13 protein-coding genes are annotated in these 12,949 nt (G+C 68.9%); 7 read left to right on the forward strand and 6 right to left on the reverse strand.

Features of this window, described 5'->3' with window-relative positions:
• Positions 1–3 precede the first annotated feature (3 nt).
• Positions 4–216, reverse strand: a complete 213-nt coding sequence (locus tag P0W64_RS19045; RefSeq protein WP_275481746.1) for a hypothetical protein — start codon at positions 214–216, stop codon at positions 4–6.
• Between the two features lie 38 nt (positions 217–254).
• Between P0W64_RS19045 and P0W64_RS19050 the strand changes: the two genes are divergently transcribed.
• Both P0W64_RS19050 and P0W64_RS19055 read left to right on the forward strand, forming a co-directional pair.
• Positions 255–701: a histidine phosphatase family protein gene (locus P0W64_RS19050; protein ID WP_275481747.1), complete on the forward strand. Its 447-nt coding sequence runs from the start codon at positions 255–257 to the stop codon at positions 699–701.
• Positions 702–711: 10 nt separating this feature from the next.
• Positions 712–1,143 (forward strand): histidine phosphatase family protein, encoded by a 432-nt coding sequence (locus P0W64_RS19055; RefSeq protein ID WP_275481748.1) that lies wholly within the window; start codon positions 712–714, stop codon positions 1,141–1,143.
• A gap of 32 nt (positions 1,144–1,175) precedes the next feature.
• On the opposite strand, the gene P0W64_RS19060 is transcribed toward P0W64_RS19055, so the two are convergent.
• Entirely contained in the window at positions 1,176–2,636 is a 1,461-nt protein-coding gene (locus P0W64_RS19060; RefSeq protein WP_275481749.1) for an acyltransferase, read from the reverse strand.
• A gap of 244 nt (positions 2,637–2,880) precedes the next feature.
• Here P0W64_RS19060 and P0W64_RS19065 point away from each other — a divergent pair, with 244 nt between their 5' ends.
• Positions 2,881–6,069, forward strand: coding sequence for an SNF2-related protein (locus tag P0W64_RS19065; protein ID WP_275481750.1), 3,189 nt, complete (start codon positions 2,881–2,883; stop codon positions 6,067–6,069).
• Between the two features lie 69 nt (positions 6,070–6,138).
• Here P0W64_RS19065 and P0W64_RS19070 read toward each other — a convergent pair whose 3' ends face one another.
• Positions 6,139–6,654, reverse strand: coding sequence for a hypothetical protein (locus P0W64_RS19070; RefSeq protein WP_275481751.1), 516 nt, complete (start codon positions 6,652–6,654; stop codon positions 6,139–6,141).
• Between the two features lie 246 nt (positions 6,655–6,900).
• Here P0W64_RS19070 and P0W64_RS19075 point away from each other — a divergent pair, with 246 nt between their 5' ends.
• A complete protein-coding gene (locus tag P0W64_RS19075) occupies positions 6,901–8,361 on the forward strand; it encodes a hypothetical protein (protein ID WP_275481752.1) in 1,461 nt (486 codons plus the stop codon).
• 43 nt (positions 8,362–8,404) lie between these two features.
• Positions 8,405–9,421 carry an NADP-dependent oxidoreductase gene (locus P0W64_RS19080; protein ID WP_275481753.1) on the forward strand — a complete coding sequence of 339 codons (1,017 nt, stop codon included), beginning with the start codon at positions 8,405–8,407 and terminating at the stop codon, positions 9,419–9,421.
• A 6-nt stretch (positions 9,422–9,427) separates the two neighbouring features.
• Here P0W64_RS19080 and P0W64_RS19085 read toward each other — a convergent pair whose 3' ends face one another.
• Positions 9,428–9,916, reverse strand: coding sequence for an FBP domain-containing protein (locus P0W64_RS19085; protein ID WP_275481754.1), 489 nt, complete (start codon positions 9,914–9,916; stop codon positions 9,428–9,430).
• Positions 9,917–10,113: 197 nt separating this feature from the next.
• Here P0W64_RS19085 and P0W64_RS19090 point away from each other — a divergent pair, with 197 nt between their 5' ends.
• Positions 10,114–10,620 carry a hypothetical protein gene (locus tag P0W64_RS19090; RefSeq protein ID WP_275481755.1) on the forward strand — a complete coding sequence of 169 codons (507 nt, stop codon included), beginning with the start codon at positions 10,114–10,116 and terminating at the stop codon, positions 10,618–10,620.
• An 86-nt stretch (positions 10,621–10,706) separates the two neighbouring features.
• Here P0W64_RS19090 and P0W64_RS19095 read toward each other — a convergent pair whose 3' ends face one another.
• Positions 10,707–11,285 (reverse strand): TIGR03086 family metal-binding protein, encoded by a 579-nt coding sequence (locus P0W64_RS19095; RefSeq protein WP_275481756.1) that lies wholly within the window; start codon positions 11,283–11,285, stop codon positions 10,707–10,709.
• Between the two features lie 107 nt (positions 11,286–11,392).
• Here P0W64_RS19095 and P0W64_RS19100 point away from each other — a divergent pair, with 107 nt between their 5' ends.
• Positions 11,393–12,325, forward strand: a complete 933-nt coding sequence (locus P0W64_RS19100; RefSeq protein ID WP_275481757.1) for a WYL domain-containing protein — start codon at positions 11,393–11,395, stop codon at positions 12,323–12,325.
• Between the two features lie 100 nt (positions 12,326–12,425).
• Here the strand turns inward: P0W64_RS19100 and P0W64_RS19105 are convergent, their stop codons facing one another.
• Positions 12,426–12,854 (reverse strand): DoxX family protein, encoded by a 429-nt coding sequence (locus P0W64_RS19105; RefSeq protein WP_275481758.1) that lies wholly within the window; start codon positions 12,852–12,854, stop codon positions 12,426–12,428.
• Between the last annotated feature and the right edge of the window lie 95 nt (positions 12,855–12,949).

A 12,949-nucleotide genomic window follows, 5' to 3' on the forward strand; every position in this document is an offset into this window, starting at 1 on the left:
CCGCTACCGCCGGCGCATCAGCCGCGACAGCCCGTACGCGCCGAGTGCCGCGAACGCGGCGATCAGCAGGATGCCGAGCCCCGCGCCGCCGACCATCCACCCGACGACCACGATGATCGCCGCAGGTGCGCACAGCACCGCCAGCAGCCCGGGGTGCTGCTTCGCAACGTCCAGCGCGGCCTTCCGCCGTGCCGGATCCAGCTCGTTTCCTGCCATGTCCCCAATGTACCGATCCGGCTGGCAGGATCGCCTCCGTGACCACCCTGATCCTGATGCGCCACGGGCAGGCCGGGATGCACACGCCCGACCTGGACCGGCCCCTCACCGCGAGCGGCGCCGACGAGGCCGCGGCCACCGGCGACCTCCTGCGCGGCGCCGGCCTCACCCCGGATCTGGCGCTCGTCTCCCCCGCCCGCCGCACCCGCGAGACGTTCGCGGCGACGGGGCTGGGCTGCACAGCCACCGTCGTCGACGGACTCTACGAGTGCGGACCCCAGACGGTGCTCGACGAGGTGAACGCCGTCGACGCGGGAACGGTCCTCGTCGTCGCCCACTTCCCGGCGATGCCGCAGGCCGCCGAACTGCTCGCGCCCGGCGCGGCGCTACCGCCGTTCTCGACGGCGACGGCCGTCGCGTTCGCGCTGGACGAAGGCCTCGCGGCGCCGGGCTCCGGGCGGCTACTCACGTGGTTCGCACCGTAGACTGCGGCGCATGGACACGTTGATCCTGCTGCGGCACGGCAAGTCCGCGTATCCCGACGGCGTCGAGGATCACGATCGGCCGCTGGCATCGCGGGGGCTACGTCAGGCGAAGCTCGCCGGGTCGTGGATGCGGCGGCAGGGGCTCGAACCCGATCTCGTTCTGTGTTCGACCTCCGAGCGCACGCGGCAGACACTCGCGCAGACGGGCGTCGAAGCGCCCGCGGAGTACGTCAAGAAGCTGTACGGCGCGTCCGGTGCGGAGATCCTGGACGTCGTACGCAAGAAGGGCGGGAAGGCGTCGACGGTGCTCGTGGTCGCCCACGACCCGGGCGTCGCGGAGGCCGCCGTCGAACTCGACCCGACCTTCACCTACACCAAGTTCCCCACGTCGGCATTCGCTGTCGTCCGAGACGGCGATGCGGAGCTCTTCATTCCGCGTTGACTGCGGCCTCACGCCGCATCGCCGGTGCCGGGTCAGGCCGCTACGCGGCGCGCAGCGACGGCGGTGCCGACCACGGTGCACACCGCCAGGAACGCGCCCGCGGCCCACAGGAGGATGCCGCCCGGCATCTCGAGCGGGTACTGCATGATCAGCCCGATGACGACCAACGCGCCCGCGTACAGCAGCACGTTGCGGGTGTTCTGCTCCGAGCGCGGGATCATCTCGCGGCCGGTGGTGACGAGACTGATCGGGCTCCGCCGCAGCACCTCGGTGATGGCGACGGTGATGAGCACCGTCGCGATGTAGGCGACAACGGTCACGATCGGCTGGTACAGCTCGAAGCGGAACCGCTGGATCGTCGGCGCCAGCTCCTGCAGGGCGAGGCCGTGGACGAGGAAGATGCCGAACGCACGGTCCGCGGCGCGGTCGAAGAACTTGGCGAGGAAGGTTCCGGGCTTGCGCCGGTCCGTCCACAGCGTGCCGAGGGCGTACAGCATCATGATGCAGGCCACGAACCACAGCACCGTGTAGGGCCGGAAGACGTTGGCCGCCATCGGCGGGAACTTGAACGTCGTCAGATGCAGGTAGTACGCGACGCTGATGACACCCGCCGGGACCGCAGCAGCGGCGATCCAGATCCGCCACTTGACCACGAACGGCCGGAAGGCGTCGAAGTGCATCGCGGCGATCATCCCCGCCACCGTGAAGAACTGGTACGGGATCATCGTCTCGGGCAGGTGGTTCCACAGCTTCAGCGCGAGGCCGTGGCTGAAGAAGTCCGGCCGCGGATTGCTCATCGTGTGGAGAACCACTAGATGGAACGCGAGGCTCGCGGCCAGGATGTATTTGTGGAAGCCCCACGTGCGGCGCAGGAACCACAGCGCGAACGGGAAGATCAGGTACACCTGCATCGTGCAGAAGACGAAGTACAGGTGATACCAGGACTCACCGGTGCACAGGTTGTAGAGCAGCGTCTTGAAGGAGGTCAGCGTCGCGTCCACGGAGTTGAATCCGGATGCGATGTCCCCGAAGTACGGCGGCCACAACAGCGTGTACTTGTACAGCCAGTAGAAGACCGACCAGAACAGGAACGGCAGGCCGATGTACTTGTACCGCCGCCGCCAGAACTGCTTGGCGTCCATCTTCTTGTCGCGGTACTGGTACACCAGCACGAAGCCGGTGAGCGCGAAGAACGAGTTACGCGTGTAGTGCAGGAGCGACTGGACCGCGTTCGAAGCGACATTGGTCGGCATCGTGGTCCCGGACACGCAGTGGTCGAGGATGACCCCCGCGAAGGTGACGAGGCGGACGAAGTCCAGCTCGTACAGATGGCCGCGCTTCTTGCGGCGGCGGCCTGTCGACAGCTCCGGATGGAACTGATCGGCGTCCGCCGCGGCCGACGAAGCGGCGCCAGACGACCCCTCGGTCACAGAGGCCGATGCCGCCTCCGTTCCAGAGTCCCGCTGGCCGCTCACTCGGTCTTCCACACTCACGAATCACAATCCCTGTAATCGGACACACCACGCGCAGCGGCCGTATTCTCCGCGTACGGTAGCGGTTCGCCGGACGTGGGATCAATTCGACGCACGGATGGACAGGAACTGCACAGGCGGCGGGCCGCGAACCCGCACCCGGCGCGAGCCCCGCGCCCGTGCCGTCGAGGCCGCACGATCGGCCCCACAGAGCCGTCGCGTCCACCCCGCCGCTACTGCACGACGCTATAATGGCCGCTTGGCTATGAGCGGACCGTCATTCGATGAGGGCGACCTGGTGCCCTTCTTCGGCGCACCCACGGTGCGCCGCGCAGGCGAGTACGTCGCGAACGGGCTGATCGCGGACCTGGAGTGGAACGCCGAGGACAAGCTCGTCACCGGCGTCGTCGCCGGCACGCACGAGTACGAGACCCGGGTATGGCTGACCCGTTCCGGCGGCCGATGGAGGCCGGTACGGTCCCTGTGCTCGTGCCCGGTGTCACTGAACTGCAAGCACGGGGCCGCAATCCTGCTCGAGCTGACTGCCGAGGACGTCGACGACGCCGCACCCGCCCAGGTGCCCTGGGAGCGGCAGCTCGAGGCACTGCTCCCCGCCTCCCCACGCACCGCGTCGACGTTGCCCGTCGCGCTCCAGTTCGATGTCGACGCGCGCGGGACCTACTCCGCCGCACGACTGTCCGCACGGCTGGTGATGCCCGGGATGCGCGAGGGCTCATGGGTTGCCGGCGACCTGCGGTGGCGGACCGTAGCCGGCAATCCGCGGCTGCCGGAGGCGCATCGTGACGCCCTGACGGGGCTGGCACAGCTCGCGATGTGGTCGGTATACGGCGCCGACACCTGGGTGGACCTCACCGCGATCGACTCGATGATGGTGTGGGACCAGTTGGAGCGCGTACGCGACGCGGGCGTGCCCTTCCTCGCGAAGGCGGCGCGTACCACCGTCCTACTGCTCGGTCCCGTCCGGCTGGGCCTCGTCGCGCAGCCCGTCGACGGCGGCGTGGAGCTCGGGCTGGAGACCGATTTCGGCTCGGGGCCCGAGGCGTTCACGGGCGGACTGGTCGGCCCGCGACGCGCGACGGGGCTGTTCCAAGCCGACCCGGGGCGGATCACCCTCGCCCCGCTTGCCTCACCTCTGAGCGAGGCGCATACGAGCGCACTGCGGCGGTTCACGGCTATCCAGGTGCCTGAGGCGGATCTCCCGCGGCTACGGGAGCGCTATCTGCCGTTCTTGGCGGGGACCACCCCCGTGCGGGACCCGGCGGCCACCGTCGGCGAGGTCCGCGTGTCACGCCCGGTCCTGGTTTGCGCCGCAAAGTATTTCGCGTCGGCCTCCGAGCTCGAGGTTGCGTGGCGGTGGCGGTACACGGTCGGCGACGACACGCGCGACTACCCGCTCGGCTCCGAACCGGCCGGCCTGGCCGACGCCGTCGGGCAGCAGCGGGTCACCCGGGCGATGCTCAACGCGCTCAAGGAATCCGGTGTGGCCATTGATCATTCGAAAGGCTTCTACCGGGGAACGGAGGCCGCATTGTGGCTGGCCGAGGTCGCACCGGTGCTGACGACGGTGCCGGACCTCGCGCTCGAGGTGACCGACGATCCGGTGTTCAAGTGGGCGGAGTCCGGCGCGACGGTGTCGCTGAACGTCGATGACGCCGGGGGCGAATCGATGGACTGGTTCGACCTCGAGGTGACCGTCGAGGTCGACGGCGAGTCGGTGCCCTTCCGCGACGTGTTCACCGCGGTCGCCGCGGGCCAGGACACCATCGTCACGCCGGGTGGCCTCCTGACCCGTATCGACGGTGAGCGTTTCGACCGGCTACGCGAACTGATAGGCGAGGCAAGGGAACTACCCACCCGGGGACGCCCCAAGGCCCGTGGCGGCGCAGGCTCCTTCACGATCAGCCGGTTCCAGGCCGGGTTGGTCGAGGACATCGCGGAGATCGCAGACGCGGCCTCCTTCGACGAGGGCTGGAGCCGCCGCGTGGGAGCGCTCGCCGCCGGCGAGATCGACCGGCAGGACCCACCCACCAAGCTGCAGGCGGAGCTGCGCCCCTATCAGCGGGACGGGCTCGACTGGCTCGCCTTCCTATGGGACAACGACTTCGGCGGGATCCTCGCCGACGACATGGGGCTCGGCAAGACCATCCAGACGCTCGCGCTGATCTGTCGCGCACACGAGAGCGGCGAGGAGCCCGGCCCGTTCCTGGTGGTGGCGCCGACCTCCGTCGTCGCCAACTGGGCTGCGGAGTGCGCGAGGTTCGCACCGCACCTCTCCGTGGCGACGGTGACCGAGACCGTGCGCCGATCGGGAGCGTCGGTCACGGAGATGGCGGACGGCGCGGACATCGTGCTGACCTCGTACACGCTGCTGCGCCTCGATGACGAGGAGTACTCCACGATCTCGTGGGCCGGTGTCGTATTGGACGAGGCACAGTTCGTCAAGAACCCGCGCTCCAAGGCCTTTGCGGCCGTCGCCGCGCTCGACCGACGTTTCACCCTCGCGGTGACGGGCACGCCGATGGAGAACCACCTCGAGGAGCTGTGGGCGCTGCTCGCCCTCACAGTGCCGGGTCTGTTCCCTGGGCGGACGTACTTCGCCGACGAATACCGTCGGCCGATCGAGCGCGGCGGCGACGACGACAGACTCGCCCGGCTGAGGCGCCGGATCCGACCGTTCATGTTGCGCCGCACCAAGGATCTGGTCGCGAAGGACCTGCCGGAGAAGATGGAGGCGGTCGTCGCCGTCGACCTCTCCGACGAACATCGGCACACCTACGACCGGATACTGGCCGACCAGCGGGCCAAACTGCTCGGCCTGCTGGACGACTACGACGGCAACAGGTTCGAGATCCTGCGCTCTCTCACTCTCCTGCGCCGGCTCGCCCTGGACCCGAGTCTGATCGACGAGGAGCTCGCCGTCGAGCAGGTCGCCAAGCTCGACTATCTCGGCGAGAAGCTCGACGAGTTGCTGGAAGAGGACCACAACGTCCTCGTGTTCAGCCAGTTCACGGGGTTCCTTCGCAAGGCCGCCGAGCGGCTCGACGCCGACGGTGTGCGCTACGCCTACCTCGACGGCTCGACGACCGACCGCGCGTCGGTGATCGAGCGATTCACCTCCGGCGACGTGCGGGTGTTCCTGATCAGCCTCAAGGCCGGCGGCTTCGGCCTGAACCTGGTGCAGGCGGACTACTGCTTCCTGCTGGACCCGTGGTGGAATCCCGCCGCCGAGGCTCAGGCGGTGGACCGCGCGCACCGCATCGGCCAGACACGCAGCGTCATGGTGTACCGCCTCGTGTCGTCGGGCACCATCGAGGACAAGGTCATGGCGCTCAAGGAGCGCAAGGCCGCGCTCTTCGACTCCGTCGTCGGCGGCGAGGGCGGATTCGACGCGCGGCTCGCGGCAGCCGACATCCGGGCGCTGCTCGACGGCTGAGCCGCGGAACCGGCTTCCGGCAGGCGCATCGGCCCGCCGGAAGCCCGCACCCGTGCCGCGCGGGTGTCCCTAGGACAGCCCGCAGGACTGGCCGCCGAAGCTGCCGATCTTGCAGACGCCGGCGTTGGTCAGCTTCCACGTGTCGCCGAGGTACACCCAGGTGACACCGTTGATCGGCGCGGTGTCGGTGGCGCCGCTCGACGTGGTGGTCTTGGTCAGGGTGATATTGGTGGTAGCGGTGGTGCCCGCGACAGTGATCGGACCGTTGTCAACCGCCCAGCTGACGGTGTAGCCGTTCGCCGCCTCGTTGGCCTTCAGCGCGGCCATGTAGATGTTCACCCTGATGACAGCAGCCGTGCCGCCCTCGAGCAACGCCGCCCGCGTCGCGGTCGGCTGCGAGGTGTCGGCGATGATGTTCAGCTCCGTGGTCAGTTGCGCACCGGTCGGTGTCGCGGGTTCGGCATGCGCCGACGGCGCGGCCCACACTCCGACGCCGAGGAGGCCCATCACTGCGATCATCGCAGCGAACGCGGCCGTGACCGCGCGAGGGATCTCCGGTAGGGCGGATATGGCATGAGACTTCATACGATCTCCTGTTCCGTGGATCGGCACGTGCTGTGCGCACACGCCGTCAGTGCCCTGTGAGCGCGAGCCCACCGTCGTAATATAGGCAAGGCTTACTTAAATACCCTGCCGAGAACATCTCTCGTTCCACCCCGCGAGATACCGCAGCGAACAGCGCCACCGGCGATGCTACGTTAGGCCAGCCTTGCCTCGGGTCTGGTCAGACTCCGCGTCGACGGCATCCCGAGATCACGACCAGGAGCCGTCATGACACACGCCCGTAGTAACCATCCCTGCGTCGACACGTGGCGTCGCACCGGTCGCCGCACGACCAAGGTCGCCGCCGCGACCGTGAGCGTCGCCCTCGCCGTCACCACTGCTCTCGGCGCGACCGGATTCGGCACAGGCACCGCCAACGCCCTCAACCAGACGGCCTGCACCGGCGGAAACGCGTCCTCCAGCACGGATCCGTACTTCGGCGGCACCGCCGACTGCAGAGGCTCCAGAGTCCCGGTACTCGGCGCCGTTCTCAAGGCGATCATCCCGGCCGACACCTATTCGGGGATCGAGGACATGCTCGGTGACGTCTTGGCCAGCGCGGCGGTCGCGGGAACCACCGGATCCACGGCCACTATCACCGGCGACGGCATAGCCTTCGCGTACTCCCTGTACTCGTCCAACGGCTCGTCCGAGGCTGATACCGTCGGCCCGCTCAGCGCCGCGATCGCGATCAACGCGAACGTACTGGACGAACCCGGCGCATTCAGCGGGGATCCCGCCGCCGGGAACGCCCGCGCGATCGCGCTGCCGCTGGGTGCGGCGATATCCGTGACCACCGGTAACGCCGGGGACGCCGGGGACGGCAACCTCGAGGCCACCGGCGACGCTGACACCACTGCCGTGGCCCTCGGTGGTCTGGGCGCCGCCTGGCGCACGAAGGTGTACGGCTTCGGCGGCAGCAACGGCGTCAGCTGTATGGCCGCGCTCTGCTACGCGTCCAACGGCACCACCACCGAGTACGGCATCGGGTGGCTGTTCAACGTGCAGACCACGACGGACGGTCCGGGCATCACCTTCAACATCTCCGACCCCACCTCGCTCACCACCACGGATGCGAGCATCCTCTTCGCATCCATTCCCATTCCGGTGTTCTCCAGGAATCTGCTGAGCGTCACCGTCGGTGGCGACAGCCCGATCTCGGTCGGTAGCGACGTCCTCGACGCCCTGAGCGGCGCCGCGAGCGCGGTATCGGCTCACGCGAGCCGGCCGTCGAGCGGCACAGCGCCGAGCAGCGGCACGGGCAGCACCGGGCCGAGCAGCGGCACGGGCAGCACCGCAGCGGCACCCGGCGAGACGGCCGGCACGTCGAGTCCGGGCACCGCGACGATCGCAGACACATCCGGCGCCACGGCCGACGCGGCCGCGGCGATCACCGCGCACGGCGCCCTCGTGACCACGGATGAGCCCGCCGGCTCCTCCGTCACCTCCCCTGGCAGCTCGGAGACCCACACCACCTCGAGTACCGGCGCCGGATCGACCGCCTCGAGTAACGGCACCGGATCACCGTCCGGCGATGGCACCGATTCGCCCACGACGTCGGCGCCCGCTGCCACCGGTGGCAGCGATCCGTCGACGCAGGGCACCTCCTCGTCGAGTGGCACGGGCGGTCACGGCGCGGAACCCACAGCAGAACCTGCAGCGGACGTCCATGCGCTGCTGGAGGATTGACACCTCGCTGCTGCTCGCCCGGCGATCCTGGTTACATGGAGGAATGACCACCACGACCCGCATCGCACTCGCGCAGCGCCCGCACGGCGTGCCCACCGACGACAGCTTCCTCATCGAGGAGGTGGAGCTACCCCCGCTCGGCGATGGTCAGGTGCTGCTCGCCGTCGACTACCTGTCGCTCGATCCCTACATGCGCGGCCGGATGAGTTCCGCGAAATCCTATGCGGCGCCGACGGAGATCGGCGACACCATGCCCGGCGGCACGGTCGCGACGGTGCTCGAGTCGCGGTACGACGGGCTGGCCGCGGGCGATACGGTCCTGTCGTACTCCGGGTGGCAGACACACGCCGTGGCCGCAGGTGCGTCGGTGCGTCGCCTCGACCCCGCCGGGGCGCCCGTGCAGACCGCGCTGGGGGTGCTCGGCATGCCCGGGTTCACGGCGTACGCAGGAATGCGGAACATCGGGAGGCCCCAGGCGGGCGAAACGGTGGTGGTCGCTGCGGCTACGGGTCCCGTCGGGTCGATGGTCGGCCAGCTCGCGCAGCGCGCAGGTGCCCGCGCTGTGGGTATCGCGGGCGGCGCGGCGAAGGTCGACTTCCTCCGCGACGGGCTGGGATTCGACGCGGCGGTCGACCACCGAGCCCCCGACTTCGCGGAGCAGCTGGCCGCCGCGACGCCCGACGGCATCGACGTGTACTTCGAGAACGTAGGCGGCACGGTGTTCGACGCCGTCTTCCCGCGGCTCAACACTTTCGGCCGCGTCCCCGTGTGCGGGCTCGCCGCCAACTACAACCTGACCGAGTTGCCCGACGGGAAGGACCGCACCGGAGTACTGCTCGGCGGGATACTCACGCGCAGCCTCACCTTTCGTGGCTTCATCCAGAACGAGTTCGCCGACTCCCAGTTCAGCGACTTCCTCGCCGAGATCGCTCCCGAGGTCGCGGCGGGCCGCATCCGCTACCGCGAGGACGTCGTGGACGGGCTCACCAACGCACCCGAGGCGTTCCGCGGTCTGCTGGCGGGCAAGAACTTCGGCAAGCTACTGATCCGGGTGCGCTAGACACGACTAGACCCCGCGGACGCGCGCGAGGAAGGCCGTCAGATTGCCACCCAGACGAGCGATTTTCTCCTCCTCCGCCAGGTCCTCGCGGTACCTCGACCCGAGTGCGGGCGTCTTCTTGCCCCGTACGTATAGGGAGCACTGCAGGTCTGCACAGATATAGGTGCCGACCGTGTCACCCTTGCGGCCCGACTCACCGGCCTTCTTGCCGGTCAGCAGGCCTACGCCACCGCCGGTGTGCGTCGTCAGGCACAGCGCGCACATCTGCGTCCGGCGGGTGCCGCGCTCGGCGCGCAGCGCCACGCCCACGAGTGCGTCCCCCTCCGGTACGACGATGTAGCACCGCGCAGCGAGCGTCGGGTCCTCCCAACCCAGGAAGTCCAGGTCCTCCCATGGGCGGCCGGCGAGATCCTTGGGTACGGACAACCTCTTGGCGTCGCCCTTGGAACAGTTGATGAACGACCCTCGGATCTGGGCCTCGGTCACGGGCTGCATTTCGGACACTCCTCTCAGCGAACCGACCCGACGGTAGTGGCCGTCCTTCGCTACGACAACGGAATTTCCGGCGACGCCGTGGATTCTGCACAGCGGGACCTACTACGCACTGGCGCATCGCCTCAGTAGCGTGCCGAGAACCGATTCCGCCCGACACCGTTGCTACCCGCACCGTCGCCCGACACTAAGGACAGACCATGGCCACAGACGTCGACGCCGCCCATCTCGCGGCCGCTCCTGCACAGGGCCCCTTCACCGCCCTCACCCGCCGGCTCCTCGCCGCCGTGATGCTCCTGCCGATCTACGCGATGACGCTGTACACGCTGTGGATGCCCGCGCACGAGAAGTTCTTCGAAAGCGAGCGCGTGCTCGGCATGTACGTCCGCATCTTCGATGGTTCGATCCTCGACCGCCTGGGCCTGACCGTGCCGATGATCTACGCGATCGGCGTGCTGGAGCTGATCACGGTCGCGCTGCTGGTCGCGAGCCTCGCGCGTCGCGAGTTCCTGCCCGGACGAACGGCCCCTCTGCTCCTCGTGGGCCTCTGGCTCGCGACCGTGCTCTACGCGATGCTGGGCTTCGGCATGCGCCTCGTGCAGAACTACCCCGGGCTCTCCAGCCAGTACATCTACATGATCGCCACCCTCGGCTTCCTCGCCTTCACCCTGATCTGGAAGAAGCGCGGCACGAACCCACTCACCTGACTCATGCACCGGTGGCGCGGTTGCCGCCGTACTCGTGTCGGAGCACGCGCGCTGAGCGCGGTCGCTCAGCGCGCGTACCCCGCCCGCTACACCCAGCCGGTCGAGGAGCGCCCCGACCAGTTCGCGAGGCGCTCGGTCGGGCCGGCGCCCTCGCGCGGCGTGACGACGGGCCCGAACGGCACCCCTGGATCGTCGCGGATCTCGGCACGCAGGAAGGTCGGGGCGATCGCCAGCATCGCCTCCGCCGCATCGGGATCCGCCTCAGCCGGCTGCCGCGTCGCGACCGCGAGATCCCACCCGTGGACCAGCATCTCGTTGGTGTACCCCCACAGGGCACCGGCGCCGGGGACCTGCCCCCACGGCACCGTCACGGGCCTGCCGAGCAGTGCATCGTCTGCCCACGCAGAGCGGGCACGCGCCACCCGCTCCGCGAATCCGTCGGCGCCCTCGAAATCGGGGAAGGCGGACACGCCCTCGATGGTGCCGATCTCCGCGAGCGCCACGGCGCGGTCGGCGACACCCACGAGATGGCCCGCCAAGGCACGGGTGTCGAATTCGGCACACGGCGTGGGCGCGCCCAACTCCGTGGTGTTCTTCAGTAGGTCGGTCACCCACTCCGTGGCGACGGCGAAGACCGGGCGCGGATCCGGGATGGCTGTGGTCATGACTTCCTCCTTGTCATCGGGCGGGGGCTGTTCCCGCCCTGGGTGAGGACCAGTCAATCGGGGTAACATGACATCTTCTGTCATGTATCTCTGCGAGTATTCGAGATGTGCGCGCCGACCGTCTCCTCGCCGTCCTGATGCTGCTCCGGCACCGGGGACGCGTGACCGCCGCCGAGATCGCCGAGGAGCTCGAGGTCTCGGTGCGTACCGTGCTCCGCGACGTCGAGTCGCTATCCGCCGCGGGCGTCCCGGTCTATACGGACAGGGGTCGGGGCGGCGGAATCAGACTGCTGCCCGGATACCGGACCGACCTCACCGGGCTCACCGAGGACGAGTCGAAGGCGCTGCTGGCATCCGGTGCCGGCCGTGTGGACTCGCCCGCGTTCGCGAGCGCCATGCGTAAGGTCGCCGCGGCTCTTCCGGAACCGCATCGGGCCGCGGCGGCCGGTGCGGCACAACGAATTCTCGTGCGCCCGGACGGATTCGCACGGCCGCGCGAATCCGAGCCGTACCTCGGACTGCTGCAGCACGCGGTGATCGACGGCCTACGGGTGCGCTGCTCCTATCGGTCACCCCGATCGGGCGCCGCCGAGCGGATCCTCGACCCCGTGGGACTGGTGCACGCCGGCGATCGCTGGTACCTGCTGGCGCGGCATCACGGAGCCGACCGCACCTATCGGGTGTCTCGCTTCGATGCCGTCGAGCTGCTGGACGAGCCCGCCGACCGACCAGTGGACGTCGATCTCGACGCCGCCTTCGACGCGAGCCGGACATCGTTCCGCGAGTCGCTGGCCACGACCATCGTCACCGTGACCGTCGAGGACGAGGTTCGAGACCTGTTGCTGCGCAACGTGATGGAGACGCTCTCGAGCTCACCGGCGGGCGCCGGACGCAGCACCGTGGTAGTCCGGTTCGGCGGGGAGGGACACGCGTTGCGCACCCTGTGGAGCCTCACGCCGAAGGTCGAGATCCACTCCCCCGCCGGCCTCCGAGCGAAGGTCGCCGACCGCGCCGCAGCCGCGTCCGCGCTGTACTCCTGAGCCCGCTCACCCGCTGCCCGCCCCGTCAAACGGCTCCGTCGCCCGCCGAACACAGCGGGCGACGAACAGAGTGCTCAGCGGCCATAGACCGCCTGCGCCGTCAGCCGAAGAAGGCCTTCCGCAGCTCCGGACGACGGAGGAACATCGCGACCCAGATCGCGACGCCGACGTACACCGGCGACAAGACGTAGCCCGCCACACCGAAGCCGCCCGCAAGGTTCACAGCGACCGCGCCGCCGAGGTAGGCCGAGATCCATACCGCACCGAGCACCGCGGTGCGCGGGATCGTCCACAGCACCAAGCCGATCAGCAGCAGCAACCCTATGGTCAGGATGTCACGCTGCTCGAAGCCGAGACCTGTCGTACCGTCGACGACCGCCTGCGGTCGCGCGAACTTGCCGACCACATCGAAGGCCAGGAACGCCCACACGATCACGGTGAGCACCATGCCCGCGATCCACGTCCCTCCCCGCCCGTTCGCGCGCACTCGCGCTCCGGCACCGCTTCCCGCTTGCACTCCGATTGTCATCGCCCGCCCCTCTCATGTGGTTGTTTCATAGCGTCTAACCTGCGATGTTCACACTGTAGACATACTCCTCGGGTCCGGTCAAGAGCGGATTTCCC

The organism is Tsukamurella sp. 8F, from assembly GCF_029167375.1.
Taxonomy (GTDB): domain Bacteria; phylum Actinomycetota; class Actinomycetes; order Mycobacteriales; family Mycobacteriaceae; genus Tsukamurella.